23 protein-coding genes and 2 pseudogenes are annotated in these 26449 nt (G+C 71.1%); 13 read left to right on the top strand and 12 right to left on the bottom strand.

The features are described 5' to 3' along the window. From ACWEQL_RS27870 to ACWEQL_RS27845, 6 genes and pseudogenes are all read left to right on the top strand, one after another. Positions 1-655: DUF2199 domain-containing protein (locus tag ACWEQL_RS27870; protein WP_452153074.1), on the top strand; the 655-nt coding region annotated here is incomplete at its 5' end. Between the two features lie 15 nt (positions 656-670). Further along, positions 671-1132: a hypothetical protein gene (locus ACWEQL_RS27865; RefSeq protein WP_452153073.1), complete on the top strand. Its 462-nt coding sequence runs from the start codon at positions 671-673 to the stop codon at positions 1130-1132. Between the two features lie 50 nt (positions 1133-1182). Beyond that, a pseudogene (locus ACWEQL_RS27860) lies at positions 1183-1743 on the top strand (transposase); the annotation flags it as partial. Between the two features lie 77 nt (positions 1744-1820). Next, complete coding sequence (locus tag ACWEQL_RS27855) at positions 1821-2156, top strand: hypothetical protein (protein WP_452153072.1); 336 nt, start codon at positions 1821-1823, stop codon at positions 2154-2156. Positions 2157-2521: 365 nt separating this feature from the next. Beyond that, positions 2522-3184 (top strand): hypothetical protein, encoded by a 663-nt coding sequence (locus ACWEQL_RS27850; RefSeq protein ID WP_452153071.1) that lies wholly within the window; start codon positions 2522-2524, stop codon positions 3182-3184. Positions 3185-3221: 37 nt separating this feature from the next. Next, positions 3222-3593, top strand: a complete 372-nt coding sequence (locus tag ACWEQL_RS27845) for a hypothetical protein (protein WP_452153070.1) — start codon at positions 3222-3224, stop codon at positions 3591-3593. 60 nt (positions 3594-3653) lie between these two features. Here ACWEQL_RS27845 and ACWEQL_RS27840 read toward each other — a convergent pair whose 3' ends face one another. The 3 genes from ACWEQL_RS27840 to ACWEQL_RS27830 form a co-directional block, all read right to left on the bottom strand. After that, positions 3654-5021 carry a DUF6585 family protein gene (locus tag ACWEQL_RS27840; protein WP_452153069.1) on the bottom strand — a complete coding sequence of 456 codons (1368 nt, stop codon included), beginning with the start codon at positions 5019-5021 and terminating at the stop codon, positions 3654-3656. Between the two features lie 616 nt (positions 5022-5637). Continuing rightward, entirely contained in the window at positions 5638-6768 is a 1131-nt protein-coding gene (locus ACWEQL_RS27835) for a hypothetical protein (protein ID WP_452153068.1), read from the bottom strand. 99 nt (positions 6769-6867) lie between these two features. Beyond that, complete coding sequence (locus tag ACWEQL_RS27830) at positions 6868-8676, bottom strand: C2 family cysteine protease (protein WP_452153067.1); 1809 nt, start codon at positions 8674-8676, stop codon at positions 6868-6870. A gap of 174 nt (positions 8677-8850) precedes the next feature. Here ACWEQL_RS27830 and ACWEQL_RS27825 point away from each other — a divergent pair, with 174 nt between their 5' ends. Next, entirely contained in the window at positions 8851-10659 is a 1809-nt protein-coding gene (locus ACWEQL_RS27825) for a hypothetical protein (protein ID WP_452153066.1), read from the top strand. Between the two features lie 136 nt (positions 10660-10795). On the opposite strand, the gene ACWEQL_RS27820 is transcribed toward ACWEQL_RS27825, so the two are convergent. Beyond that, positions 10796-11689, bottom strand: coding sequence for an NlpC/P60 family protein (locus ACWEQL_RS27820; RefSeq protein WP_452153065.1), 894 nt, complete (start codon positions 11687-11689; stop codon positions 10796-10798). 556 nt (positions 11690-12245) lie between these two features. On the opposite strand from ACWEQL_RS27820, the gene ACWEQL_RS27815 reads away from it, so the two are divergent. Together ACWEQL_RS27815 and ACWEQL_RS27810 are read left to right on the top strand one after the other, a co-directional pair. Further along, on the top strand, positions 12246-12467 hold the full coding sequence (locus tag ACWEQL_RS27815; RefSeq protein ID WP_452153064.1) for a helix-turn-helix domain-containing protein: 222 nt from the start codon (positions 12246-12248) through the stop codon (positions 12465-12467). Positions 12468-12707: 240 nt separating this feature from the next. After that, the gene (locus ACWEQL_RS27810; RefSeq protein ID WP_452153063.1) at positions 12708-13094 is read left to right on the top strand and encodes a hypothetical protein; all 387 of its coding nucleotides are present in this window, start codon (positions 12708-12710) and stop codon (positions 13092-13094) included. 82 nt (positions 13095-13176) lie between these two features. Here the strand turns inward: ACWEQL_RS27810 and ACWEQL_RS27805 are convergent. Beyond that, positions 13177-13866, bottom strand: a pseudogene (locus ACWEQL_RS27805) (HNH endonuclease family protein). A gap of 878 nt (positions 13867-14744) precedes the next feature. Between ACWEQL_RS27805 and ACWEQL_RS27800 the strand changes: the two are divergent. The 3 genes from ACWEQL_RS27800 (at position 14745) to ACWEQL_RS27790 (ending at position 16674) form a co-directional block, all read left to right on the top strand. Beyond that, positions 14745-14876: a hypothetical protein gene (locus ACWEQL_RS27800; RefSeq protein WP_452153062.1), complete on the top strand. Its 132-nt coding sequence runs from the start codon at positions 14745-14747 to the stop codon at positions 14874-14876. A 190-nt stretch (positions 14877-15066) separates the two neighbouring features. Then, a complete protein-coding gene (locus tag ACWEQL_RS27795; protein ID WP_452153061.1) occupies positions 15067-16185 on the top strand; it encodes a helix-turn-helix domain-containing protein in 1119 nt (372 codons plus the stop codon). Between the two features lie 54 nt (positions 16186-16239). After that, the gene (locus tag ACWEQL_RS27790; protein WP_452153060.1) at positions 16240-16674 is read left to right on the top strand and encodes a hypothetical protein; all 435 of its coding nucleotides are present in this window, start codon (positions 16240-16242) and stop codon (positions 16672-16674) included. 41 nt (positions 16675-16715) lie between these two features. On the opposite strand, the gene ACWEQL_RS27785 is transcribed toward ACWEQL_RS27790, so the two are convergent. The 6 genes from ACWEQL_RS27785 to ACWEQL_RS27760 form a co-directional block, all read right to left on the bottom strand. After that, a complete protein-coding gene (locus ACWEQL_RS27785) occupies positions 16716-17987 on the bottom strand; it encodes an IS256 family transposase (RefSeq protein ID WP_452153059.1) in 1272 nt (423 codons plus the stop codon). A gap of 66 nt (positions 17988-18053) precedes the next feature. Beyond that, positions 18054-18617 (bottom strand): hypothetical protein, encoded by a 564-nt coding sequence (locus tag ACWEQL_RS27780; protein WP_452153058.1) that lies wholly within the window; start codon positions 18615-18617, stop codon positions 18054-18056. Positions 18618-18959: 342 nt separating this feature from the next. Next, positions 18960-21737 (bottom strand): hypothetical protein, encoded by a 2778-nt coding sequence (locus ACWEQL_RS27775; protein ID WP_452153057.1) that lies wholly within the window; start codon positions 21735-21737, stop codon positions 18960-18962. Positions 21738-21769: 32 nt separating this feature from the next. Beyond that, a complete protein-coding gene (locus tag ACWEQL_RS27770; RefSeq protein WP_452153056.1) occupies positions 21770-23848 on the bottom strand; it encodes a putative T7SS-secreted protein in 2079 nt (692 codons plus the stop codon). Beyond that, positions 23845-24402, bottom strand: coding sequence for a hypothetical protein (locus ACWEQL_RS27765; protein ID WP_452153055.1), 558 nt, complete (start codon positions 24400-24402; stop codon positions 23845-23847). Before ACWEQL_RS27765 ends, ACWEQL_RS27770 begins: the two co-directional genes overlap by 4 nt. Before the next feature lie 48 nt (positions 24403-24450). Continuing rightward, positions 24451-24855, bottom strand: a complete 405-nt coding sequence (locus ACWEQL_RS27760; protein ID WP_452153075.1) for a hypothetical protein — start codon at positions 24853-24855, stop codon at positions 24451-24453. Positions 24856-24957: 102 nt separating this feature from the next. Between ACWEQL_RS27760 and ACWEQL_RS27755 the strand changes: the two genes are divergently transcribed. Continuing rightward, a complete protein-coding gene (locus ACWEQL_RS27755; protein ID WP_452153054.1) occupies positions 24958-25839 on the top strand; it encodes an IS5 family transposase in 882 nt (293 codons plus the stop codon). Here the strand turns inward: ACWEQL_RS27755 and ACWEQL_RS27750 are convergent, their stop codons facing one another. Then, entirely contained in the window at positions 25840-26184 is a 345-nt protein-coding gene (locus tag ACWEQL_RS27750; protein WP_452153053.1) for a hypothetical protein, read from the bottom strand. Between the last annotated feature and the right edge of the window lie 265 nt (positions 26185-26449).

Below are 26449 nucleotides of genomic sequence, written 5' to 3'. Positions count from 1 at the left end.
CCGAGGTCCACTCCCTCAAAGGCGAGTCCTACCGCATGCGCGGCCGCGAACTCGGCCGCACCCCGACCACCAACAACGGCTGAACAAGACCGCACAATGGCCCACAATTGAACCGATCAGACCGGCCCGATTTCAGCCGTTGCCGACAGCCGATCTTGGATTCACGTGCACCTGCTGTGGCGAACGCCATGAAGAGATTCCCCTGAACTTCTCCAGCCCGGCACCTGCCTACTGGCAGCCCGGAATGGAGCAGGCGGCGGGCTGCGTCCTCTCGTCCGACCAGTGCGTGATCCAGGACGAGGCCTTCTTCGTACGAGGCCTGATCGAGCTGCCGGTCATCGGCCGAGACGACGTCTTCTCATGGGGCGTGTGGGTCTCGCTCAGCGGGAAGAACTTCGAGCGCGCGAGTGAGTTGTGGGAAACCCCTGGCCGCGAGTCGGAGCCCGCGTACTTCGGCTGGCTGTCGACGGACCTGCCCCTGTACTCGCCGTCGACGATCAACCTGAAGACCATGCTTCACACCCGTGCCGTCGGCGAGCGACCCTTCATAGAACTTGAGCCGACCGACCACCCGCTCGCGGTCGAACAGCGAACGGGGATCACCATGGAACGCGTGCAGCAGATCGCCGAGGCCATCCTGCACCCGAAGGCCTGAGCTGTGACTCGCGGCATGGATCACCACACCTGGCTCTCACTGTGGCGGGCCGACATCACCGCCGCAGTGGCCACGATGACCTCGACGTTCGAAGCCACACACGGCTATCCGCTCGGCGTCAACGAGGTCCGCGTCGCTACTGAGGCGGCCAGGCCCGGCAGCGGACGCGACCATGAGTCCTTGGCCACCTACGGCTTGGCGGCCTTCTACGACTCGATCGGTGAGGTGGCGCTCGGCGACGTCGGCAACGGCTACTTCGTCCACTCCGCGCATGACGTGACGCAGCGATTCGTGGAAGAAGGCCCGGTCGTCATCTCCGAGAGCGAGCGCGGCCTGGTGTTCGCCTCCAACGGCGGAGGCACTCATTACGTCATCGACCAGCAAGGCGCGATCCACCGATCCAGAGCAATGCTCAAGACCTGTGGATCGGTTCCGGGAGGGCACGCGGAGGGCGTACCTTCCCGAATGATCCTTTGATGGTCTCCGAGTAGGCCCGCGTTCGCAGCGCGGGTCGGGAAGGCACGCCCGTGCTCAGCGTAGTCACCGACGACGGCTCCACCCAGTCCGGCTCCCTGATCGACGAGATCGTCCGCGAAGGCGCCCGCCGCATGCTGGCCGCCGCGCTGGAGGCGGAAGTCAACCAGTACATAGCCGAGTTGACCGCGGAGACCGACGAGCGCGGGCGACGCCTGGTCGTCCGCAACGGCCACCACCGGCCCCGTACCGTCGTCACCGCCGCCGGCCCGGTCGAGGTCAACGCGCCCCGCGTCAACGATCGCCGCGTCGATGGCACCACCGGCGAGCGCAAGCGGTTCTCCTCGAAGATCCTGGCGCCGTGGTGCCGCAAGTCGCCGAAGATTTCCGAGGTACTGCCGCTGCTCTACCTGCACGGACTGTCGTCCGGGGACTTCGTGCCCGCACTGGAGCAGTTCCTCGGCGGCACGTCCGGCCTGTCGCCGGCGACGGTGACCCGGCTGACAAAGCAGTGGAGCGACGACCACGCCGCCTTCCAGGACCGCGACCTGTCCAACCGCGACTACGTCTACGTGTGGGCCGACGGGGTCCACCCGAAGGTCCGGCTCGGCCAGGCGCCCACCTGGTGTCCCTGGTCCGCGCCGGCGCCCGCTTCGAACGGCGTCCTAGTCGAGCGCGCCGAGGTGGCGGCATGACCGAGCCCCACGCCCCCGGCAGCCACATGGCCGAGGTGGAACTGGCGATCGATCAGGTCACCATCGTGAACCCCGCCGAGGCCACCGCCACCGTGCGCTGCATGATCGGGCCGGTTCGCCGTGGCGCCCGCTTCGACCACATCCGCGACTCGGCAGACGCCATCCAGCTGGAGCTGACGCAGATCCTCGCCTACTTCGGACGTTCGGTCGAGGAGCTCGACCCCGTCCACACCGCGCTCGTGACCCTCCGAGGCACAGGAGCCGAGCACCTCACGTCAGCCACCTCGGGCTCCCACTGGCAGGCCATCCGGGGAACCAACCCACCGCACTGACCAAGCCATCCACAGGTATTGACTATTGCTCCGACGACGGCAACAACGGCCGCAACAATCCCCGCCACAACGACCAGCCCATCACTTGCATGGCGCGCTGGATAGAGCGCGAATCGGCCACACCGCCGCCTGCACTACGCAGAGGCCCCGACTGACGTTCGCCAGCCTTGATCAAGTTCGCTGAGATCGGTCAGCTTCGTGAGGACAGCACAGTCAGGCCTACGCCCTGCGCCCCGTTCGACGCCCGTGGTGACACCAGACCTGCCCTGCTGACACCCATCGTGCTTCGGCACAGCACGCCGCCACAGGGGTGACAGGCGTAGCTGACGGTTGATCACTCGAACCCGATATCGAACAATAGTTCTATGACCTCGGCTGTTCCCTTCTCCCGCCCCGTGCGCCCCGACCCCGTGCGCGGGGACGCGCAGCGGGCGCCGCGTGAGCTGATGACGCTGCCCGGCGCGCACCGGGACGTGCGGCGGTGGCGGCTGGTGGAGATCCGCCTCGACGGCGGGTGGCGGCCGGGACTGCTCACGGTGTGGCGACGCCCGCCCGGCGCCGCGGTCTGGGTCGTCCACGTGGCCTGGGGCGAGGACGGCGCCGGCGCGGGCCAGGAGGGGTGGGGCTGGTTCCTGTACGACGAGGCCACCATCCGGCCCCTGCCCGAGCCCGCCGACCCGGCCCCCGCCACCGGCCCCTACTTCGGCACATGGCGCGACGCCGTCGCGGTGCCGCGCGAACTCGCAGGCCCGCCCGCCACCGACCTCACCGAACGCTGCTGGCGCCTGGCCTGGCTGCGCACGGGCGGCGCCTGGCGTTCGGTACTGGTCGGCGCCCGCCGCCGGCCCGCTCCCGGGATGCCGTGGATCGCGTACGCCCGCTGGGGCGAGGACAAACAGGCCGCCTGGGTCGTCACCGACCCCGCCGTCCTGCGCCTGCTCCCCGAGCACGCCGACGACGCGGGGGAAGCCGCGCACACGGGCGCGGGCGGCGCTGCGCAGGCCGGTCCGGGCGGGGGTGCGGGGTGACGCTGACCGCCGTCGACGACGCCGACGCCAAGGCAGCGTGGACACCGCGCGTGTTCGTCCGCATCCGCTGACTCTGGCCAGGCTGCACCTCGACCTCTTCCAGCAGCAGCGCGGCCCTCATCGCTCCGGCCGGGGCGGCGACCGGGCGCAGCCCGGCGAGATGGTCCTCGGGGCGGTCGACCTGACCGACGATGTCGGCGATCTTCTGGGCCGGGTCGCCGAGGGTGTGGGGAGCGGTGTCCATACCTGGCCAACGAGCGAGCACACGGACGGTACCGCCCGTCCGTTCCGGCTGGCCAGAGTCCTTGGCCAGGCCCGGCCAGCCTCCCGGATTACGGACTTGCGCGAACTATCTGGCACGCGCGCGGCCGTGACAGACCCGTTGTCCGCGATCAAGCAGTGGTTGTGAGGCCCCGGGGTGTCGGGCTCGTGTGCCGTGCTGGCGGGGTGTGGTGTGTCCCGCGGGTTGTCAGGTGAGAGTGCCGGTGGGGTCGGTGTCGCCGTTGCGCCAGGCGATCAGCCGGTTCAGCCATGTCGTGGCGGGGGCGGGGGCGGGGTCGTGGCCGAGCCTCGCGGCGAGGTCGGCCCAGGCGCGGGCGTGGGTGATCTGCTCGGCGATGGGGCGGCGGCTTTCGCTGAGGCTGACGGCGACCTGGCGGGCGGTGATGAGCGTGGACCGCTTGATGCCCGGGGGGAGCACCGGTGTGCCGGCGAGTGTGTGCAGGTGTTGGCGGGCCAGGCGCGAGGCCTGCTGCTCTTCCTCGTGGTGGCCGAGGCGGCGCAGGGTGTCGGTGGCCCAGCCGGCGTGGTGGATGCCGTGGAAGGCGGGCAGTCGGTGGGCTTCGTCGAGGGCCTGGAGGGCTTGTTGGTGGGCGGTGTGGTGCCCGGCCGTGTCGGGGCAGGTGTGTTCGTCGCCGGTGCAGGAGGCCAGGTGTTCGGGGGCGGGGATGCGGGGGAGCGGGTCGCCGTCGTGGGGCGGGGCGTCGGGGATGGCGTGGGGGTGTCGGTTGGGTGGGGTGGGAAGGGCGATGGGTTCGGTGGTGGAGTCGATCTGCTGGCCGCAGCACAGTTGGAGCAGGGCGTTGAAGTCGGTGATGCCGGCGACGGCGTCGGAGCTCACGTCGGCCCAGGCCATGAAAGCGCCGGTACGGTGGATCTTGAGGCGGCCCTTGTGGAGGACCACGCGCTCGACCTGGTCCCACGGCAGGGTCTTGCGGCCCTTGCGCAGGCCCTGCAGGTTGATCGTCAGTGGTCCGAAGGGCACGTCTTCGCCGCAGTGGCAGGCCTCGATGAGGCGGGGCAGGCGCCGGGCGGAGTATTTGGCGGCGACGGCGCGTGCGAACTCTCCGATGTCGCTGTAGCGGTTGGTGAGGGTGAGCTTGAGGCCGTCCGCGCGCCGGACGGTGATGTCGTGGCTGGTCCCCTGGTAGCCGCCGTTGACGTAGTGCTCGGTTGCCTTCTGCTGGAAGGCCTGGAGCCGGTCGAGGTGGAACGCCTCGTGCCGTTCGCCGTTGACGTGGATGAAGCCGTTCTCGAACAGGTGGAGGTGACGGCGGGTCGCGACCAGGGGTGCCATGATCGTCCACAGTCCCAGGGCGGTGGCGAGGACGCCGAGGGCGAGTGGCTCGCCCTTCGGGGCCGGATCGTCCATGCCGTGGGTCGTCGCGAAGTGGAGCCCGAACAGGACGAACGCCCCGATGACCAGACGCTTGAAGTCGAAGGCCTGTGGGCCAGCCCGGAACGACGCCTCGTGGGGGCCCAGACCGGTGGCGTCGGCGAGTTCGGCCAGCACGGGGTCCGGGTGCCCCGGTCCGGTCGGCGAATGGGGGGTGCTCATGGTCGACTCCTGGAAAGAGAGTGAGAAGCGGGGCGGCGCTGGACGTCTGCCGGGCTCGTGAATTGACGCCCCGTCAGTGTGTCGATCGTGTCGGTTGGCCGCCAGGGCTTCGCCGTGGGCTTTACTTCGGATCGTGCGGGCCCCACACGGCCCTCGTGAGCCGTGATGTGCACCTGCATCGCGTAGCCGGCAACCTCTTGCACTGGCCGTTGGTGGTGCCGCCCGCCAGGACCTTGTCCGGGTTGGAGGCGAGCTTGAACACGGGGCCTGCGCTGTCGCCCGGGGTGACCACCCTGACGCCCTGGGAGCGGGGCAGCTGGATCTGCCATCCCCAGTCCAGGTACTGGCTGAACCTGACCACGGTCAGCCGCAGCGGGCGCCGGTGGTGCTCCCGGGCAGGAGGCGAGCGCGAGCGGGCCGCCCCGCTGAAGCCGCGGCCGCCGAGGAGAGGCGCAAAGGCTACTGGTGGCGTCGCCCCTGACCCCGTTTCTCCCTGGCGCAGGCTGCTGACCTGCGCCGGGGAGTTAGCGGTGCGGCGGGGACTCCTTACGGTTGGGGCGGAGCTGGGGGTCTCGGGGGCGGCTGACGGCGCTCCTGGTGGAGGCTGGGCTGCTTCCTACAGGGCCTGGGCCTGGTCGGAGCTGGTGGCCCAGGAGATCTTCGAGATCGTCTTTTCGACGTCCTGGCAGGTGAGAACGGTGATGTCGCTTCCGGGGTCGGAGAGCCCGAACCGGGAGCCGTTGCTGTGGACGTGGCTGCTCGTGCAGGTGACCCAGCTGTTGCTGTCGAGGGCGGCGAGACCACCCCCGTTGTCGATCGCACTGTGCTGGAAGTTCGGGTCAACGCTGCGACGTGCGAGGGTGGTGGACTGGGCGGCGCTGTCAGCCGCGTACCTGGGGTAGTAGTAGGCCTCGATCGCCGGGTAGCCGTTGCCGGTGAGCTGGGTGAGCCGGTATGTGTTCCCGATCCGGGCGATCGTGAACTCCTGGTCGACGCTCCAGGCGCCCTGGCCGAAGGCCGGCCACCACTGTCCGTTGGTGGCGGAGTTGAGCAGGCTCAGCCGGGCGTGCAGCGTGCCCGTGGTCTTGGATTCGGGGTCGAGGCCGACGCGGTTGTCGAAGCGGACCTTGTCACGTTCGGCGAAGGCGCCGTCCATGCTGGTGGTGTTGGTCAGCCCAAGGGCCGGAATCGTCTTCTCTCCGGCCAGGAACCGGAGAGGCTGCGGTGTGGCCGGGTCAGGGTCCGGCCTCGTGGAGTGGCTCACCGTCACCGCAACATCTCCGGTGGCGGTGTTCCACACGATGGTGGCGCGGGAGCCGGCGCTCGGGTCGTTGGTGAACCCGCGGTTGTCGCCCTCGAGGAGCGGGCCGGCCGCGTACTTGTGGGGGATGAAGACGCGGAGCATGACGATGCCGTCGTCGCCGGTCCTGCCGGCCGCTCCCTCGTACTTCCTCCAGACGTCTTTCTCGCCCGCGCCGTTGAAGAAGGTGCTGGCCTTCGCCCACAGCGGGTTCTCGGAGACGGCGGTGGCGGAGTCGGCGGTCAGTACGGAGAAGGGGCCTTCGGGCTCTTCGTCGGAGCCGGAGACCGGCAGCCGGTGCAGGGCGATGCTTGTCATGCCGCCTTCGGCACGGGCGGTTGCGGTGAGGCCGCCTTCGGCGGCGGGAGGGGCGGCGGCCGTGAGCAGGCATGCGGTGAGCAGGCCGGCCAGGGCGGTGCCGAGCCCGCGAAGCGTGAGGATGGACATGAAGAGGTTCTCCCGGATGGGTTGAGTACCGGTGGGTGGGCGGCCCGCCGCCGCAGACGTGCTCGGCCGGCGGGCTGCAGGAAGTGGCTACGGGTTGGGTCAGTTCCAGCCGGGGCACAGCGGCAGTCCGCTGGCCTGCGGGTGGGCGCTGTCACGCATTCCGACGTCGAAGCCGTTGCCGGGGGTGGTGGTGTAGAAGTCGTAGACCCAGGTGCCGTCCTCGAGACGGTCCCAGACGGTGTAGGGCTGGCCGTCCTCGGCGGGACCGTGGGCCTGGCAGACGATGCGCAGCTCAGTGCCGTTGCCGTCGACCTGGCCCGCCCTAGGGCCGCCTGGACGGCCCTGGCTCTTGACGAGGAATCCGTCGGACAGCCGCTGGGTGTGGAACAGACGGCCGGTACCCACGTGCTGCTCCTGCTGCTGGGCGGAGCCGCCGAGCAGCGGGAGCCGGCTGGTTCGGTCGGGGGTCTGTGGCTGTGACGACGGCGCGGACACCTCAGTCCGGGCGGGCGTCTGCTGCGCCGCTTGGGGGTGGTCGGTCGGATCCGCCTGCGCAGTGTGGGTGGTCGGTGTGGGCGTCGACGCGGCCGGTTCCGGTGCCGGGGGTAGTGGAACGGTGGCGGCGTCCATGATCACGTCCTTGTAGTCCGCCTCCGTGACCTCGATCCGGAACTGCTCCTTCTGCCAGGTCTCGTCCGTGCCCCAAGGGTTGACGAGGACCAGCGTCTTGTTCACGGTGTCGACCGACTCGACGACGTACTCGTGATTCAGGTGGAAGTAGTCGCCCTTCTTGTCCCGCTCGTACCCGCCCTTGCCGTTGCTCTTGAGGCTGTAGACCTGCCCCGGATTCCCGCTTCCGAACAAATGTGCCAACGAGTAGAGCCAGCCGGCGTGTGTGCTGACGACCACGGGCTTCTTCTCGGTCTTCCACTTGGCGAGTTGGTCGAGACTGGGCAGGCTGCCGCCCTGCGGCGAGAACATGCCCTCCCTGCGGGATTCCTGGCCCACGAGCGTTTGGAGGGCAGATCCGCTCCACCAGGGGTTCTCAAGCTTCGAGTAGCCGCCCTTGAACTGGGCGTACGCCTTCTCGTACAGGCCCATCCAGTAGCCGGTCCCGGCATTGCTGGCGCCGCCGTACGTGGCCCACCACATGCTCGTCCCCTTGGACACGGGCAGGTGGGTGGTGACGTGGATGTCGACGGGTGTGTTGTCCGGCAGGTACAGGGTCACCTTGTACCTGCCGGGGGCTTCGGGAAGTTCGGTGATCCGGTTCTTGAGGAACGACGGGTTCGTTCCGGCGACGGCCCCGAGTTCCGCGTACAGGTAGCAGTCGGCGAGCGCGCGCTGGTCCATGTGCTCCAGGCTCGGCCTGCCCTCCGTCCCGTAGAGCGTCCAGCCTGCCGGTACCGGCTTCCACTCCGTGCGGGCATCGTTCTTGAGCTTGGGTTGGACGAAGCTCGGGACCCTGTCGAACCGGGTCAGGGTCGCCTCGGACGCCTTGGCGATGACCGCGTTGGCGAACCGGATCCTCAGGACGGTCCACTCCTGCGAGCTGCCGGAGTTGGCGTGGGAGCCGAGCGTCTCCAGCTCCTTGTCGGCCAGGCGGGACACGTACTCGTCCACCTCCACCGCACTGAGCGCCTCCACCTTCGACACCAGGTCCGTGAAGGTGCTCTTGGTGACGCTCAGGGTGGGAAGGATGCTGCGGGTCTTGTCGACCGCCTCCGACACGGCGTCCTTCGTACTGCCGGATGCGGTGGTGTTGTGGCCGGTGGAGCGCTGACCGCTGCCGCTCTCCCAGCGATCGAAGGTGTCGGGGACGGCCTGGGCCGCAGGGGCGGTCATGAGGCCGAGCGTGAGCGTCGCCACGCCGGTGGCGATCAGCGTGCGGATCCTGTGTCTGAGCATGGCGAAGAAGCTCCCTGAGGAAGGAAGGATCGTATTTCGCGCCGGAGTTGACGCTCCTTCAGACTGGCCCTTAGGTGTCCTCGTCCACCATGCTGTGGGGTGATCGTGGACAGGTTTGGACGTGTTGGACCGTCCAACCCGATTGACCTGCGGATTTGCGAGGATTGGACAGGCGTGGCGGGGGAGATGGACAGGGCCGGCGCGACGGACGACGCGATCGTGGCGTTCCAGACGGCGTTCGAACGGCTGGTGGCCGAACTGGGCGGCATCGCTCGGGCGGCCAAGAAGTCCAACGGGAAGGCGAGCCGCAGCACGGTGGACAACTGGCGTGGCGCCAGGCCACTCCCGCCACCGCACAACCTGACGGCCTTCCTGCAGGCAGTGGATGCACCGAACCGCGATGAGCTGATGGAGCTGCTGCTGGCGGCCCGCGCGGCGAAGGCCAGGCGCAATCGGCCCGCCACCGAGGCATCTGTTCCCGATGGTGCCGGCCATGAGCCGGCGGGGGAGGCCCGCGCCGAAGAGGCCGCGCCGGACGACCAGGCCTGCGAGGCCTGCGAGGCCGGCGACGAGGGCGCCCGTGGAGCCGACGATGCGGCCGCGTCCGCTGTGCCTCCGGCCGGCCAGGCACCGCACGGTACGGTCCGGGCGAGGATCTCGGACTCCGGCGCCGACGAGTCCGCGGTGGACCCGCAGGGACCAGTCGAGGGCGCGATCACCGGCGGCCGCCCTGCGGGCAGCGGCGACCGGAAGGCGGGCACGGCCCGGGCCGAGGAGGCGACCGCACCAAGCACGCCCCACGCAGTCGGCTCGCTCCCGGCTGCCTCGGAGGGCGACCGCAGCGCCGACACCGTCGAGTCACCCGCCCCTGAGCGGGCCCCGGCCACGGACACCACGGACACGAGCCGTGATCTGCACTCCGGCGCGGGTTCCCTGCCCGAGAGCGACGTTGCGAAGCGCGGGAAAAGCGCGGGCGGCGGCTCCGGTACGGCAAGCCCACCGCCGGAGCGGGCCTGGTACCGACGTCCGAAGCCTGTCTCGGCGATGGCCGCAGTCGCCGCCGCCGTGATCACGTGCACCTTGGTCTTCGGTCTTCCCCGCCTGCGCGACGGTGAGGGCGGCTCGGCCCTGTCAGCTCCGCCGGCGCTGGCAAACGCCGGTGCACCCTCCGCAAGCACCACGGCGGCCGCCACCGGTGCGCCCTCGCCAACGAGCACATCACCGGCACCCACCGACACGGCCACGGCCCAGGGCGCCGCAGCGGGGGGTGGCGGCGGGCAGCAGCCCGGCGGTGCGTCCGGCGGCAGCGGCGGTCCGATACCAGGTGCACCCGGTGGTGGCGCCGCAGCGGGGGGTGGCGGCGGGCAGCAGCCCGGCGGTGCGTCCGGCGGCAGCGGCGGTCCGATACCAGGTGCACCCGGTGGAGGTGCCGCAGCGGGGGGTGGCGGCGGGCAGCAGCCCGGCGGAGGCAGCACCCCCACATCGGCCCCGGCCAAGACCACCTCAGGCCCGACCACCGTGCAGTACAACGAGGTCCACGGCTACGGCTGCGACGCCGAGTGGATTTCCCCGGACCCGCAGTGGCAGCAGACCGCAGGCGGGCCGCTGGACCTCGGCTGCCACGGCCAAGCCCTGTGGCGTCAGGTCACCGGCCAGGCCGACTACGCCAGCGACGGCATCACGTGGCGCTTCAAGATCAGCCGCCCCGGAGCCAGCTGCACCCTCTGGGTCCACATCCCTGACACCACATACGCGGCGGGCACCGCCACCTACGCCATCGATGACAACAACGACGAGTACCCCCACCTGTCCGGAAACCTGAGGATCGACCAGGCCAGCCGCCGCGGCCAGTGGGCCTCCCTCGGAGAATGGACCGTCCCCGCCGACGGCTGGTTCAGTGTGATCATCGGCAACAAGGCTCTCAACAACGGCGACAGCTACACCGTCGCCGCCTCCGCCGCCCGCGCCCAGTGCCGCTGGTAGCCACAGCCGCTGCACGGCAGGCGCACGAAGGCCCGAGGCATCGAGGACCAGCGCCGCGCCGCCCGGCGCGGCCGGTTCGCCTGTACCGCGGTCCCCGGTCGTCGGCGGTATGCGGGCGGGAAACCGGTCCGGCACCTCACCCCGTTGCGGGCGCCGGGTGCCGGTAGGCAATGACGGTGGGGCCCGGCGGGAGCGCGGCGATGGTGACGGACTTGCCCCGGCCAGGAGCGTGAACCACCTTGCCGTCGCCGATGTAGAGCTGGACGTGCCCGCCGCCGTTGGTGATGACGAGGTCACCGGGCACCAAGGCGTCGCGGGTGGTGGACGCCCCGGCGTGACGCATGCCCCAGGTGGTGCGAGGCAAGGTGACACCGGCGCTCTGCCACGCCCGCATCACCAAACCCGAGCAGTCGAAGGCAGCCGGTCCGGCGGCGCCCCAGAGGTAAGGCTTGCCGACCTGCCTGGTGGCGAAGGCGACTGCGGTACCGCCTGGTCCCACGACACCCGGCGAGCCCCCTGCCTGCGTGGGCGCCGGACCAGGCCCGGGCCTGGCAGGGACGGCAGGGGCGGTGACACCCGGATCTCCGGCGGCAGCCGGCACCGGGACAGCCTGAAGAGCAGGGGAGGTCGCGCCCGACACGGCAATGGCGGGCACCTTGAACGCGGCACCGGCTCGGATCAGTGTCGAGTGGCCCAGCCCGTTCAGCTCCTGCAAGTACCCCACGGTGGTCCGGTGGCGCCTGGCCAGCTCCCACAAGGTCTCACCCCGCCGCAGCACCACGGTGTGCGTCGCCGGCGACCGTGACGCGCTGGCAGCGCCCGCAACCGGCTCACCGGCGGCGGCCGGCGGCTGGGGAGCAGCCGAACCCCGCCCGGTGGCCGGAACGCCGGCGGGAACGGAAGACGACGGGACACCAGGTGCCAGCTCGACGAGGGCCTGAGCCACAACAGGCTGACGCGCGGTGACCCGCTTGTCCTGCTGGACCAGCGCGGCTCCGGCCATCATGGCGGCGCAGGCCACCGTGCCCACGAGCGCCGTGACCCAACCCCGCCGTCCGCACCTCGGGGCCCGGTGGGCCGGGCGACCGGAGCGGGGCGCAGCCGGGCGGGCCGGCACGAGAGGCAGCCGGGCCCGAACCGTATTCGGCGGAGCGCCATCGGCGCGGATCACGTCCAGCGGCACGCTGAACTCCGGGCGCGGGAACCGCCCGGCGCCCATCCCGAAACCACTCTGCCGCCCTGCTGGGCCGTAGCGGTGCCAGGCCCCACCCGACCGGTGCTGCGTCACGTCGTCCTCCCCGTGTCGGCCGCAGCGTGCGGCCCTTCACGCGAGAAGCCTTTCGGACAGCCAGTGACCAGCCCAGACCTCCAGGCATCCAGGCTGATCCAGGTCCGTCCGACAACGTCCAACGCCGTCCAACCCGGGAAGGGGCCCCTCGGCCGACCAGGCCACGCTCTGACTCAGGCCCGAGCGGCGTACCGGTGGCCAGGTACAAGGTTGGCCACCGCCCGCCCCGATCTAGTGTCCTGAGTCGGAGATTCGTCGTTGGTCTGGTGTGAGTCGTCCTGGACCGAAGATCCCGCTGGTGGTGCTGGCCGATGCCGAGCGGGAGATGTTGCAGTCGTGGGTGCGTCGGCGGTCGAGCGCGCAGGCGCTGGCTCTGCGGTCGCGGATCGTGTTGGAGAGTGCCAAGGGGCATGCGATTGCCGAGGTCGCCCGGCGGCTGGGGATCACCGCCGACACGGTCCGCACCTGGCGGCGCCGGTTCCTGGATCGACGGCTGGACGGTCTGTGTGACGAGCCGTGACCAGGCCACCCTGCTGCCGGTGGTCGACGCGCTCGCACTGCTGGCACCCCGGCGCAGGACCGGCCAGGGGCACCGTCACGCAGGCGTCGGACTACTCGCTGCTCCTGGCCCTGGCGGCTGGCCCTGCGGCCGCCGACGACTCGGCGTTCACTGCCGTCATCGGCCTGCCCGACCTCGGCCTGGCCGCCGCGGACGCCGCGGGGATCGACCTGCGCCGCCTCCTAGTTGTCGACCAGCCAGGTGACCACTACCCGGAGGTTCTGGCCGCGCTCGCCGCGGTCTGCCCCGTCGTCCTGGCCGCCCCGCCCGGCCGTCTCGTCCCGCGCCCTCGACCGCCTCGCCGCGCACCTGCGCCGCGCCGGCACCGCCGTGCTCACCCCCGGTCCCTGGCCCGGCGCTCACCTGAGCCTGCGGGTGAGCGCGGGGCAGTGGTTCGGACTCGGCGACGGGTGGGGACGGCTGATGGCTCGGAAGGCGACGGTGGAGGCTGTCGGCCGGGGATCGGCGGCCCGGCCGCGCACGGCCGAGTTGTGGCTGCCCGACGAGCACGGCACCGTCACCGCCGTGGAGAACGGCATCGTCGCCGAGGAGCGGCCGCAGGACGCGGCGGCCGTCGTGCCCGCGTAGCCGACCGGGCGAAGGACATCACTCGGACACCCGGTGCGGCTGTACCCCAGCGGGATGGGGCGCAGCCGCACGGGTGGGGTGGTCAGCGGGCGAGTGTGAGGGTGATCGGCTCGTTGGTGCAGCCAGCGGAGAGGTCGGTCAGGGCGTTCTTCTCGGCCGGGTCGGTGGTGAGGCCCCAGCGGGTTTTTACGACGGCCCAGTGGGTGAGGTAGGGGCCCTGGTAGTCGGTGGCCGGGGGCAGCCACTGGGCGACGTCCTGGTCGGCCTTGGAGCGGTTGGAGCGGGCGGTGACGGCGATGAGGGCGCGGGGTTCGTCGAGGTCGTTGGCGTAGAGCTCGCGTTCCTTCGCGCTCCAGGTGGAGGCCCCGAGTCCCAGGCTTCTGCGAGGGGGACGACGTGGTCGACGTCGAGGCCGGTGGGGTTGGTGACGACCGTGTTGTCGTAGGGGGAGAACCAGCTGCCGCCGACGAGTGTGCAGCCCGCGGTGACCTCGGGGGCTTCGATGGCTTCCTCGATCAGGACCTCTTTGCGGGTTGCAGCCGTCCTTGTCGGCGTCGGTCCAGTGCTTGAAGGCCGTGCGCACGTACCCGTCGCGGCTCTCGTCGGCGACGGGGAGTGCTGCGATGGCTTCGTATAGCGTGGTGGTCACCGTGTCGCCGGCCGCGCGGTGCAGGGTGGCGGACTCGGCGCTGGCGACGCCGGTGCAGGGCAGCAGTAGGCCTGTGGTGGCGGCGAGTACGGCGGTGGCGCGCCGCACATTGAAAGTGATCATGCTGCCAGGCCTACCGTGCGCGAGGTGGAGGTCCGTGACTGGTCACCCGGTTGGCGGCGTGGCGCCGGGCGCGGTTGACTCGGGCAGCTGACGGCCGGTCCGAGAGGCTACCCGGGGGGCTGGTGGCCTGGCCGTGGAAGGCGGAGCTGTGGCTGTCTGACAGGTGCGGCTGTATTGCACGGTGGGGAACTGCGTCGTGGTTGAGGAGCGGCTACAGGACGCGGTGGCCGTCCTGCCGGCGAAGCGGCAGGTGTACGGGAGAGAGGCCGGTCCGCGGCGTGGTGTTCTCGGCCGAGCCTTCGTGGGGGATATCCGACGCCGGCCCTGCAGGGCCGGCCGGGACACGGGGGCGGTGGGCCAGCTGGTGGGCGTGTCCACTGTGGGGGGTATGCCCGTTCAGGCAATGCGTGCCGGGAAGGTGGAGTGGCTGCGGTTGCGGGAGGTTTTGAGTTTCGTCCGGTTGTCACGTGCACTGGCTGAAATGAGCGGATCGCCGCCGCTTCGGGTCGCTTCCTGCGCGTGTTCGACCGGACCCATGTGACCGTCGACCAGTACTGACCGCTTCCGGGAGGTTGTGGGATTGAACGGTCGTATCGGCGGTTCGTTTACGTGATGAACGCGCGACACAGCGTGTCGGCCGGAGGGGTAGTGTCCCCGATACGGAAGAGCCCCGGACCAATGGCCTGGTAACCGGGGCCGGGGCTCAACCGCTGACACATCATCACGATCAAGGAGTTCCGATGACTCTTGACCGCAGTGGCCGACGGGCTCTCATGCTCCCGGCGGCGGGATGCCCCGAAACTAACATGCCTGCTCCGCGCCCTCGTGAAACCCGGCAGGCCGTTGACTGCTGGGCAATGTTGAGGTTCGGGCTCCTCGTGGCCGTTCCCGCCGCCCTGGCCGTCGTCATCAACGGCCAGGCGTTCTCCTACAGCACGGCCCTCACCCTGGCCGCCGCCGGCACCGTCGCCAACCGCTCCTACGTCTGCTACCAGCGACGCAGCCTCTGACAACCACCCGCCCCCGGGGCGCAGCCCAGTGTCCTTCGCGGTGCTGCGCCCCGGGCGTGCGGACGGTTCCCGGCCGGGAGCGTCGGCCGCTTTTCGTACGCGTGAATGCGTCAGATCCTTCTTCGCCGCGATGTAAACGGCGCGGCGTCCTCACCCTATAGCGCGAATCTGACAGTTGAAGGGACCCTTCATGCCCGAGGGACCGCAGAACCTGGTGTGCCAGCAGTGCGGCGGTGACTTCACCCGCAACAGCGTCAAGGGGCGACCGCCGCGCTTCTGCACCTCCCGCTGCCGCGCCGCCTCCAGCCGTGCGGCAGCGCGCCGGGCCGCCCAGGCCGGCCCCCAGCCGGAGCGCGGCCGCTACGACGCGGCTGTCTCGAGGCTGTCGTGCGCGGTCGTGACGCAGTCCCGGCGCCTGCAGAGGCTCGCGGACTCCCAGGACGACCGCACCGGCCCCTGCGCCGAACTTGAGCTGCTGGCCCTGCTGCGCAAGGAGTTCGACGCGCTCACCGCCGCGGTGGTGCTTCAGGCCCGCGAGCGGAAGGTCACGTGGGCCATGGTGTCGGAGATACTCGCCGTCAGCGGCGGTACGGCCCGCTCACGGTGGTCGCCGGAGAACGGAAGCCGCGCCCTTCAACATCACGGACAGCGGACCGCGGCCGAGGCCGCCAAACGGCGCAGTACCGGTGCCACCCGCCGGCGCCGGGCCCCGGGCGGCCACGCCGTGCCGGCCGCCGGCCCCGCCGACCCTGAGGCCCAGCTGACCAGTGCGCTGTCCCACCTGCAGCGCGCCTCCGGAAAGACCATCAGCCGCATCGCTGGCGAGACCGACCTCTCACCGTCGTTCGTCTCCCGGCTCATCTCCGGTGAGCGTTTCCCCTCGTGGCCGACCGTCCAGGACATCGTGACCACGTTGGGCGGGGACCCTGGCCACCTGCGCCCGCTGTGGCAGGCGGCCCGAGGGGAAGGGATCTCCCGGCCGTTCCTGCCGGGCATGCCCGGTGCTCACCGCTACGCCACCGCCGGCCTCCAGGCAACCGTCCAGGGCCTCTACCTCGCCTCGGCCTGCCCTCCCGAACAGGAGGTCGCCAGCCGCGCCACCCGCCACGTGACCGTCTCCCAGGTCGCCTCCGTCCTCGACGGGCGGGGCGTGGAGTCCTGGTCCGTCGTCTCCGCCGTGGTGGAGGCCCTGCGCGGCCACCCCGACCAGGTCCGCCCCTGGTGGGAGCGCGTCCAGCTCTCCCTCAACCCCACCTGGACACCGGATACCAACGCCGCCTCGACCCACAGCGCCGCCGCCTTCGGCTGACCGGCGCACACCCCGACCAACCCCGCCGCCCCGCGCCCGACCCGGGGGAGACCCATGCCGACCGCACCCACCCACCAGCCCGCCCACCCCACCGCGACCCGCCACCTTCCCGCGATCGGCCTGCGCGCCCTGCACGACCTCTACCACCAGCGCTACCTCGACTACGCCCATCTTCTCCTCGGCCCCGCCGACGCCGATCTCGCCGTACGCGCCTCCTTCGAGTACCTCGCCGAACACTGGCCTGACATCCTGGGTGCCGCCAACCCGGCCGAATGCGTCTGGCAGGCCGTACGGCAACGGGTCCACCTCCTTGCCGGACCCAAGCCCCTGCGACCTGTCGCCCACCTGGAACCGGCCCTGCAGGACACCGTCCTCCTGCACCTCGCCCTCGGCCTGCCCGCGCAGGAGGTAGCCGCCATGACCGGCACCGAAACAGCCCACATCCTGGCCTGCCTGCGTTCCCTCGGCACACGTGCAGAGGACAGCTGAGGGTAGGGGCGTGTAAGCGATCTCGTGTAAGTGCCTTGGGATTATTGGATGCTGAGCCGGTCCTCGAAGAAGAGTGAGAACTGGTTCAGCGCCTCCTTCCAGTGTGCGGCGACGTGGTTGATGTCGCGTGCCCTGGGGGTGATCTGTTCCCGCACCGCGAGGTAGAGCACCTTCAACGCGGCCTGTTCGGAGGGGAAGTGGCCCCGGTTGCGGGTGGCCTTCCGTAGTCGGGAGTTGATCGACTCGACCATGTTCGTGGAGTAGACGACCGTCCTTATCGCGGGCGGGAATGCAAGGTAGGGCGTGAACTCGGTCCAGGCCGCCCGCCAGGTGCGGACCACGGCCGGGTAGCGTTCGCCCAGCTCGGAGGCGGCCAGCTCGTCCAGGGCCCGCTCGGCGGCCTGCTCCGTCGGCGCGCTGTAGATCGCCCGCAGGGCCGGCACGAGCTTGGAGCGGTCCCTGCCGGAGGACAGCCGCAGCGAGGCTCTGATCAAGTGGATCACACACGTCTGGACCGTCGCGCGGGGCCAGGTGGCGGTCACCGCGTCCGGCAGGCCCTTGAGCCCGTCGCAGCAGACGATGCACACATCCTCGACGCCCCGGTTGCGCAGTTCGGACAGCACCGCCATCCATGCGGTGGCGCCTTCGCCCTCCGCGCCGACCCACAGGCCCAGCACGTCCTTGCGGCTGTCCATGTCCACCCCGACCGCGAGGTAGACCGGCTTGGAACTCACCGACCCGGAGCGGATCTTCACCCACAGCGCGTCGATGTAGATGATCGGCCACACCGCATCCAGCGGCCGGTCCTGCCAGGCGGCCAGCTCGTCCGCCACGGCGTCGGTGACCTTGCTGATCAGGTCCGCGCTGACCTCGACACCGTAGATCTGGGCGAGGTGGGAGCGGATGTCGCGCACCGACATGCCACGTGCGTACAACGAAAGGATCCGCTCGTTGAACCCCGCCAGGCGCCGGGCGTTCTTCGGGACCAGCCGCGGCTCGAAGTCACCGTTGCGGTCGCGCGGCACCGCGACCGTCACCGCCCCGACATCGGTCAGCACGGTCTTCGGCGACGTCCCGTTGCGGCTGTTGCCCGAGCCGCGGCCGGCCGGATCGTGTTTCTCGTAGCCCAGGTGCTCGGTCATCTCCGCATCCAGGGCCCGCTCCAGCACGGCCCTGGTGACCTGGGTCAGCAGCCCGCCCTCGCCCAGCAGGGCCGCACCTGAGGCGTCCGCGCGGCTCATCAGCCGCTCGACGACCTCGTCCACCAACCGCTCATCGACCGGCTCGACGACCGGTCTTTCCTTCTCGCCCATGTCCTGTCCGTTCCGGCCGGCCAGAGCCCCTCGACCAGGCCCCGGCCAGCCTCCCAGATCATGGACTTACACGAACTTCCTGACACGCTCACGCGCTGCGCCGAGGCGGGTCAGGCGCGTCGTGATCCGGTCAGGCGCAGCCAGCCGGCCCGCCGCCGTCGGGGCGGTTGGGCCGGGTCGGCGGGTGTCGGACGGGGGACAGGAGCGGTAGCGGCCCTGGCCGCCGGTACGGGAGATCTGGACGTCGGGGTGGACGACGACCAGGTGTCCGTCGATGTAGGTGGTGCGCAGTCCGGCGTCCGCGAGGAGGGCTTGGAGGATCAGGTTGGTCACCGTACGGGTGCTGGGCTCGGCGGCGTCGCGGGTGCGGCAGATGTTGACGGCCAGGACGCCACCGGGCAGCGGGTGTTGCTCGGTGGGCTGCCAGGTCACCACCACGGCCAGGTCGCGGGGGCCGGGTTGTAGCACTGTCCCTGGGCGGCCGTCGCCAGCTTGGACGAGGTCGATGCCGACGGCTGCGAGGGCGGCGGCCGTCTCGTTCCACAGCGCCCGGTCGTCGGCGGCCGGCTCGTCGCTGGCTGGGGAGACGCGGTGACCGGGTTGGTTGCTGGAGTGGCGCTGGTGGTACATCCGGCGACCCTACAGCGCCGTCTGGTGGGCGGCCGGGGGCAGGACGGGCAGAGGCCAGGCCGGGTCCGGCACACACGCGGGCCACGGGGGCGCAGGGTCCGCGTCGTTCCTGCAGGAGGCCGAGGGCGTGCTCGCGTGCCTGCTGGTCGGATCCTGGCCCAGTCAGGTCGCTGGCGCGCAAGCTCGGCGAGCGCAGGCAGGTGCCCTTCCGTCACAGTCCGCTGGACCATTGCACCGAGATCCCGTGGAAATCAGCCCTCAAGGAAGGGGAAGGGCGCCTGTCGGACCATCGGGTGGGAGGTGTTGTCGCCCCAGGGAGGTGGAGCCAGAGGCTGTCTCTCATCAGTTGGTCGACCAGCCGCGTAGGCGTAGGGCCAGGACGGCTTCTGGGAGGGCGATGTGGATCTGGCCGTCGGGTGTGGCGGTGAGGGCGGTGATGGGGCGGCCGAGGTACAGGTCGACGGGGTTGTCGTTGGTGGGGCGGTGCATTCGCAGGAGGCCGTCGGACCAGGCGGTCGCGGTGAGGATGCCGTGGGGGGTGTCGGTGGCGGCCACGGCGGTGACGGCGCTGTAGCGGGCGTCGATGCAGCTCGGTTCGAGGCCCCGGTGGTACCAGTGCCAGACCGTGCCGTCGTCGCCGCCGCTGACCTGGAGCAGTCCGCCCGCCGTGGGGGCCAGGGCGAGGGCGGTGACCGGGCCGCGGTGCAGCTTCTTGGTGTAGAGGCGGCCGCCCGCGGTGAGGGTGTGCGACACGTGGCCGGCGTCGTCGCCGATGGCGAGGACCCGGCCGTCGTTTCCTTCGGCGCACGCCGCCGCGGTGAGGCCGCAGTTGCTGCGGCGGGTGAGGTCGTCGAGCACGGCGCCCACTCGGCCGGACGGCGAGCCGGTGGCGGGGACGGTGGCCACGGCACCGTCGCGGCCGAGCAGGACGAGAGTGCCGTCGTCCTCGACGAGCAGGGCCGCGTGACGGCCGCCCGGGAGCGGCAGCGGCTCGACGCCCTCCACCAGCCCGCCGTGATGGGGGTCGAGGAAACGCACCGCGCCGTCGGTGGCGACGACCAGGCCGCCAGCATGGCTCCCGCGGCCGTCCGCGAGCAGACGCACCTGCTCCCCGCCCGTCCGGTGCGACCACTTGGCCCACCACGCCTGGCCGGACACGGCGACCAGCATGTGGGCGACGGACGTCGGCGCGTGGCCGGAGAGGTGCGCGTGCAGGACGGAAGCACGCTCGGGGGCGCTCACCGAGTCCGTACAGGCCGGGCCCGCGAGGTCCCACGCATCCGCGTACACGGCCGGGCCGGTGCCCTCGCCGGCGATGCCGCGGGCCCGGGCGTGCTCGAAGGCCGCAGTGACGACGTCCGGGTCGGCGTGTGCGTGCACGACGGGGTGGTTCAGGAGCTGGTCGGCGAAGTCGGTCTGCACGGTGTGCTGCAACAGGACGCTCAGCACGACCGGGTCGGCGGCGGCCAGGTCCGGCCGGCCGTCGTCGAGTACCGGGATGCTCGCGGCCGTCGCCTGCGCCAGGGCCGCGTGGTCGACGGCAGGCACGTGCCCCACCTGCGGCACCGGCCGCAGCAGGGCCTGCGCGTCGCCGGAGAAGGCACCGGCGGCGGGCGGGAGCAGGCGGGCCGCGGCCCGCCGCACGGTCTCCGTTCCGCCGGACCCCGGCAGGGCGGCCCACACCGTAGGCGTCAGCGGGCGGCCAGCCTGGGACAGTGTGCGGACGGCTGCGAGCTCGTCATGGGGCAGAGACCGCCACCAGTCCGCGAGGACGGCAGAAGCCCGGTCAGCGGGTACCGCGGCCGAGCCGGCAGTGGCCGGGTCCTGAAGTGCGCCGGCCGGGCCGCCGGGTGTCGCGGATGCGGGGGTACGGGCGGCGAGCAGGGCAAGGCCGGGGTTCGGGTACACCGCCTGCGGATCCACCGGAGCTCCGTCCAGGCCAGCGCACCACTCGGCGAAGCGGTCGCGGTCGGTCCAGCGCGGGTCGTCCAGATCCAGCACCGCGGCCCGCGGGTCCGCCGCATGCAGCGCTGCCGCCGCCGGCCTGCCCGAGGCGCACTCGACCACCAGCCGCAGCCACGGAATCCGCGCCAGCGGCGCGAGCACCTCGGCGGCGATCCGCTCCGCCGCATCCGGCACCAGGCCCCCGCCCGCCCGGTCGAGATCAGTCACCGCCACCGTGCGCGTGACGCCGTCCTGCAGCGCCGCCACCAGGTCGTCGGGTGTGCGGGCGAGTACCTTGAGCAGCGAGGCCAGCCGCCAGGTGGCGCTGCGCACGGTCAGGCCCTCGGCCGCCAGTACGGCGTCGACGCGGCGATCCGGATTGCGGTTGTCGGGCGGGCAGGTGGCGGCGAGCCAGGCGAGCAGGTGGGTGCGGCCGCTGCCGAAGGAACCGGCGATCCGGCACAGCCGGGGCGCGCGGGGGTCCTCCAGCCAGTCGAGCAGGGCACGGCCGGCCGGTCGGCGCCCGGCCCCGAGCGGGAGCATGGGCGCGGCGGCGGGCTCCGGCGTGGCGCCGTGGCGAGGGTTGTGCCAGAACCGCACGGGCCGCCCGTCGGGGTCGCTCTGCCACGCGCCGACGACGGCATGCCCAGGCACCCGCCCGGCCGGGTCGTGCCCCTCGTCGACCTGGTAGACCCACCCGCCGTTCGCGCGGGCCGCCTCGGCCTGGGCAGGGCCGACGGGCGGGTCGGGGCGCCAGCCGTCGGGCCGGGTCGCCTCCCTGAGGGGCGTGCCGTTGCGGGCCAGTTCGATGACGTCGGCAAGCCGATCGGCCTTCGTCCGGGAGCCGGGCAGGATGCGCCCGGACAACAGGGTGCCAGGTTCGGCCATCAGCTCGCGCACGGCCTCGGACGGCTTCAGGCCGCGCGCCTTGGCCCCCCGCAGCTTCCCGTACCAGAAGACGGCGGCGTTCTCGTTCGGAAGCTCGCGCCACCACTCGTAGCCGGCCGCGTCGTCCTCGTCACACACCCACAGCAGGCCGGTCGGGTACCGGTCCTCGAAGTAGGTGAGGTAGTACTCGACCAGCTTGTCGGTCGTGCCGTTGTACTCGGGCGGGGAGTCGACGAGCTTGAACTCCAGGGGCGCCGTCATGCGGCGGGTGATGTGGTCCTCACTCACCGGCTGTCCGTCCTCCGTCGAACCCATCCCGCTCACCCCAGCACCTCACCGAACACATGGTATTGATTTCCCACCTGGACAATACGGTCCACCCGCCACCTCAGACCGTGGCCGAGCAGCAGCTCGCCCTCCCCGGCTCCCACCCGGCCGACCTTTTCCACCCACATGCCGGGCGTACCGGCAGGAACCGTCAGGTGCAGCACGCCCTCCCGACCCGCGTAAATCGCAGGCAGGTCACCGAGCGAGGTCGACATGTACCCCCGCTCCGTGAAGGTGTGCCCTTCCATCTTCAACGGATCGTCCAGGCCGAGGTAGCCGAGATCGGTACCGCGCTTGATCACCACGGCCTCCGGGAGCCGCTGCGCCTCCAGAGCACGGTCCAGCCGGGGGATGAGCTGGGCGACCTCGGGTGTGATCGGGCCTGCGCCGCGCAGGGCGCCGTTGATGGCCTGGTCCGATCCCCAGGTGTACTTCGCGATCGCTTCCTTCTGGTCGATGGGGAGTGCTTCCGCGATGTCGTTCCATGTCGTGGCCCCGAACTCCTTGGCGGCGATGTCGTCGAAGGCGCGCGCCTTCGCAGCGAGTTCGCGTTCGGCTGCCAGCACCTCGAGCCGCTTGGCCTCGCGCGCTGCCTCGGCCTCGATGTCGAGGTTCCTGTTGATGTCCGCGAACGGCTTCGGCGGCGCGGCCGGTTCCGCGGCAGGCGGAAGAGGGGACCGCTCCTTGACCGGCAAGCTTTGCGGAGGTTCCAGCGCATGCGCCGGCGGGTGAGCGGCAGGCTGGTCGATGAACCACCCCTCCGGCAGCCCGGCCGGGTTGGTCGGCGAGGCGAGCGGCGGCTTCGCAGCGGCGTCCTTGCCGACCTTTTCGAACGCCTCCTTCGCGGCCCGGTCCGCAGCCTCCTTCGCAGCCCGCTCGGCGCCCTCCTTCGCCGCCTGCTCCCCGGCTTCCTTGGCGACGTTCTTCGCAGCCGCAGTGGCGGCGGTCTTGGCGGCGGTACCGCCGCCTCCGCCTCCGCCGATGAGGTTGCCGACGAGCTTGCCGCCGGCCTCGGCGGGGTCGCTGCCCCAGCCGCTGCCGACGATGCCCTTCACCAGCTCGACCGGGTGGTCGCCCGCCGTGATCAGACCGGCGAGGGTGGTGTTGACGGTCTCGACGTACTTGTGGGGGTGGGAGATGTTGTACGGGTCGTACGGGTTGAGGCTGCGGCCCAGCTTCACCAGGTCGGTACCGGCCTGCAGCACTCCGCCCTCGAAGTGCAGCAAGGCGACGGGGGCGGCGCTCAGGCCGTCGGAGATGTCGGCCTTCAGCTGCTCGGTCAAGCTGGGCTTGGCCGGGGCCGACTCCATCGCCGCACCCACCGCCTGCACAGCGGTCGCGGCGGCGGAGTCGCGCTGACGGCGGGCGGCGTCCAGCTTCTCCTGCGCCGCCTTGAACTCCCCCTCCACCGGGTTGGTGAAGTCCTCGGGCCGGGCCGGCGGAGTGGCCGGGCGCTGATCGGCCGGCATGGCGTTGTACGCCTTCGCGCGCAGGTTGTAGGTCAGGGCGTCCTGGCGCCACTGCGCGACGGCGGCGTCCAGCTTTTTCTGCGCCGCCTTCCACAGCTCCACGGCCTCCTGGGCCTGGCCGCGGGCCCAGGTGACGGTGTGCGCGTAGTTCTCCAGTGCCGCGGCCGCCTTGCCGCAGGCGTCCGCCGCTGTCAGCCAGCCCTTGGGCTGCGGGGTGAAGGTGGCGCGGAAGGCCTCGGCCGCCTCGCCCTTCCAGTGCTCGTGGTCCAGGCGGGCCAGGGCGGTGCCGGTTTTCTCGAACGCGTCGTGGAACTTCTTCAGGTGCGCGGCGACCTCGCCGATCCGCTTCGGGTCGCCGTGCAGCAGATGTTGTATGTCGTCGCTCTGGTCGAGCTCGGCCTCGCCGACCTGCAGGCCGCCGGCGTCGGCCATGTCGTCGCCCCAGCCGCGTACGGACTGGGCGGCGCCGTCGAGGCCGACCTCCTCCAGCAGCCCGCCGACCGCGCTCGCGCCGCCCTTGAGGAGTCCGGCGCCGGCCTTGAGGTTGACATCGACGAACTTGTTCGCTGCCCCGAGTACCCCGTCGAGAACCCCGCCGCTCATGAGTCCTGGCCCGTCACGGTGCCGTGGATGAAGCCTGCGACGGCCTGGGGCTGTTCGAGTTTGCTCTTGGCGGCGTCCTTCCAGGCGTTCTTGATGTTCTCGCCGGACTGGGCGGCGGAGGCGGCGGAGAAGTCGGGGTTGGTGAGCTGGGTGTAGGGGTTGTCGCCCCAGATGTCGTTCCAGGACTTGCCGGCGGCCTGCTCGCCGCTCTGGTGGGGGTTGCCCATGGCGGCGGCGACGGTGCCCTTGAGCAGGCCGTCCACGTATTGCTCCTGCTCGTGGTAGAAGCCGGCGGCCAGGCCGAGGCGCTCGGCGACGGCGGAGCCCTGCTGGACCAGGGAGCGCACGCCCCAGGACCAGCGCTCGCAGAACTCGCCGAAGACGGCGCTGAGCTGGCCGTGCCCGGCGTCCATGCCGGACAGCTCCAGCTCGGTGAAGCCGCGTCCGCTCTCGGCCAGACCGGCGATGCCGAGCTTCTGCATCTCGTCGATCGCCTCGTTGATGCCCTTCTCCGCCAGCTTCAGCGTCTCCGGATCGACCTCGAAATCAGCCACACCCACCGCCCCCCGTATCCGATCGACCGTCTTCCGTACACCCACCCGCTACTGCGCGACCGCACCCGCCGCACCGGGCGGGCCTGTGGGGCCGTCCAGGGCGAGCGCGTCCGGCACGATCCCACGCATCGGCGGAAAGAGCATGCCCTGCGTACCGGCCGCGTCCAGGGCGATCCCGCCCGGCACCCCGAGTGCGGGCACGGCCACGTCCAGCAGCCGCGAGCCCAGGACCGTCAGGTAGGGCAGCCCCTCCAGCGGCAGGCCCTTGGCCTGGGCGAAGGCGGCGAGTTCGGCCTCACTCGTGAAGGCGTGGATCCAGCGCAGCCCGCCGTGGTCGCAGGTCCACACGGCCTCCTCGCCCCAGCGCAGGACCAGCAGCGCGCTGCGGCGCAGCTCCGCCACCATCAGCGCCGGATCCCCCGCACCCGCCCGCACCATCCGGACCTGGTGCACCAACCCCGCGTTCCCCATGACCCCCCGATCACACGTCAGGTAGCACCCTAGGTTCTGTCCGGCGGATCATGTGATCGCCTCGCGTGGCCCATTGTGCTGGTCGTGGCGCGGGGCGATCTTACGTACGACGAGTGGGTGCACCTGGCACCACATCTGCCGAAGACCGGCCGCCGGGGTGGACGTTGGAGTGATCACCGGATGGTGATCAACGGGATCCTGTTCCGGGTCCGTACGGGTGTCCCGTGGCGGGACCTGCCGGAGCGGTTCGGGAGCTGGAAGACCGTGTACGAGCGCCACCGCCGGTGGTCGGCGGACGGCACCTGGGAACGAATCCTCCAGGCCGTCCAGGCCGAGGCGGACTCTCAGGAGCGCATCGACTGGAGCATGGTGAGCGTGGACTCCACCTCGTGCCGGGCCCACCAGCACGCTGCCGGTGCACCGCGCAGAACACCCCGGATCCCGAAACGGAGATCAACGCCCCGGCAGCACCGCCCCGACGAAGGGCTCGGCCGCTCCCGTGGCGGCCTGACCTCCAAGATCCACCTTGCCGGGGAAGGCGGCCGCCGGCCGTTGGCCTTCCTGATCACGCCCGGTCAGTGGGGCGACAGCCCGCAGCTGATACCCGTCCTGGAACGCATCAGGGTCAAGCGCCCCGGCGGTGGCCATCCGCGCACCCGCCCCGACCACCTGGGCGGCGATAAGGCGTACAGCTCCCGCCGCAACCGCCGCTACCTGCGCAGACGCCAGATCAAACACACCATCCCGGAACCGAAGGACCAGCGGGCCAACCGTCGGCGCCGCGGCAGCCGAGGAGGCCGGCCCGCCGGCTTCGACAAGGAGATGTATAAGCGAAGGAACGAGGTCGAGCGCACGATCAACCGGCTCAAGCACTCCCGGGCTGTGGCAACGCGGTATGACAAGCGCGCCTACGTCTTCCATGGCACCGTCACCGTTGCGTCGATCCGCCTCTGGCTCAGGCCGTGATCAGTCTGCTTCCAGAGCGTCGGCCCGCTTCTTGAAGTCCTCTGCAATGTGATCCCAGTCCGGGCCGTGCATCCACAGATTCTCAGCAGCCTCCCGCAGCAGTGTCGGTTCGTCCGGCTGCTGCAAGAGCACCAGTCGATAGGCCAGATTCCGGATCCAGACCGGCAGAAAGCCGTCCACCACGTGCGGGCAGAGTTCACGCAGCATGGCAAGGATCGAATCCGCGTCGGCGAACGTCAGCTCCTCGACGAAGTAGTGCTCCCCGTGTTCGAGCCCGCATTCCGGCGTGGGTCGGTACTCGTCTCCGTAGAGACATCTGGCGTGCTCCGTCAGGGTGCTGTGCATGACCTGGAGCCTATGCCGCCATGATCCGCCGGACAGAACCTAACCGACCCACCCCGAGCGCCCTCGGTGTTGACCTGCGGCGTGTCCGTGGCCTCCGGTGAGATTCGCAGACCGGGGCCCACAGAGCGGGACACCAGTGGGCTGGTCGGGGCGCTCGGGCGGAGAGCGCGGGGCCGACGCCGAGCGCCAGGCCGGCCGAAGCCGAGTCGCAGGCAGCCACCCGTTGACACCACGCCTTCGGCACTCGGTTCGCCGTGCTCAAGCC

This window comes from Kitasatospora sp. NPDC004240 (assembly GCF_053603215.1).
Note: the sequence above shows the minus strand (reverse complement) of the source record. Positions and strands in the feature narration are given on the sequence as shown.

Excerpts from the sequence above, each read along its gene's own strand:
- ACWEQL_RS27790 (WP_452153060.1), top strand. The coding sequence starts at position 16,240 with ATGCCGACCGCACCCACCCACCAGCCCGCCCACCCCACCGCGACCCGC.
- ACWEQL_RS27750 (WP_452153053.1), bottom strand. The coding sequence starts at position 26,184 with ATGCACAGCACCCTGACGGAGCACGCCAGATGTCTCTACGGAGACGAG.
- ACWEQL_RS27855 (WP_452153072.1), top strand. The coding sequence starts at position 1,821 with ATGACCGAGCCCCACGCCCCCGGCAGCCACATGGCCGAGGTGGAACTG.
- ACWEQL_RS27835 (WP_452153068.1), bottom strand. The coding sequence starts at position 6,768 with ATGTCCATCCTCACGCTTCGCGGGCTCGGCACCGCCCTGGCCGGCCTG.
- ACWEQL_RS27865 (WP_452153073.1), top strand. The coding sequence starts at position 671 with ATGGATCACCACACCTGGCTCTCACTGTGGCGGGCCGACATCACCGCC.
- ACWEQL_RS27785 (WP_452153059.1), bottom strand. The coding sequence starts at position 17,987 with ATGGGCGAGAAGGAAAGACCGGTCGTCGAGCCGGTCGATGAGCGGTTG.
- ACWEQL_RS27850 (WP_452153071.1), top strand. The coding sequence starts at position 2,522 with ATGACCTCGGCTGTTCCCTTCTCCCGCCCCGTGCGCCCCGACCCCGTG.
- ACWEQL_RS27795 (WP_452153061.1), top strand. The coding sequence starts at position 15,067 with ATGCCCGAGGGACCGCAGAACCTGGTGTGCCAGCAGTGCGGCGGTGAC.
- ACWEQL_RS27780 (WP_452153058.1), bottom strand. The coding sequence starts at position 18,617 with ATGTACCACCAGCGCCACTCCAGCAACCAACCCGGTCACCGCGTCTCC.
- ACWEQL_RS27830 (WP_452153067.1), bottom strand. The coding sequence starts at position 8,676 with ATGCTCAGACACAGGATCCGCACGCTGATCGCCACCGGCGTGGCGACG.
- ACWEQL_RS27840 (WP_452153069.1), bottom strand. The coding sequence starts at position 5,021 with ATGAGCACCCCCCATTCGCCGACCGGACCGGGGCACCCGGACCCCGTG.
- ACWEQL_RS27770 (WP_452153056.1), bottom strand. The coding sequence starts at position 23,848 with ATGAGCGGCGGGGTTCTCGACGGGGTACTCGGGGCAGCGAACAAGTTC.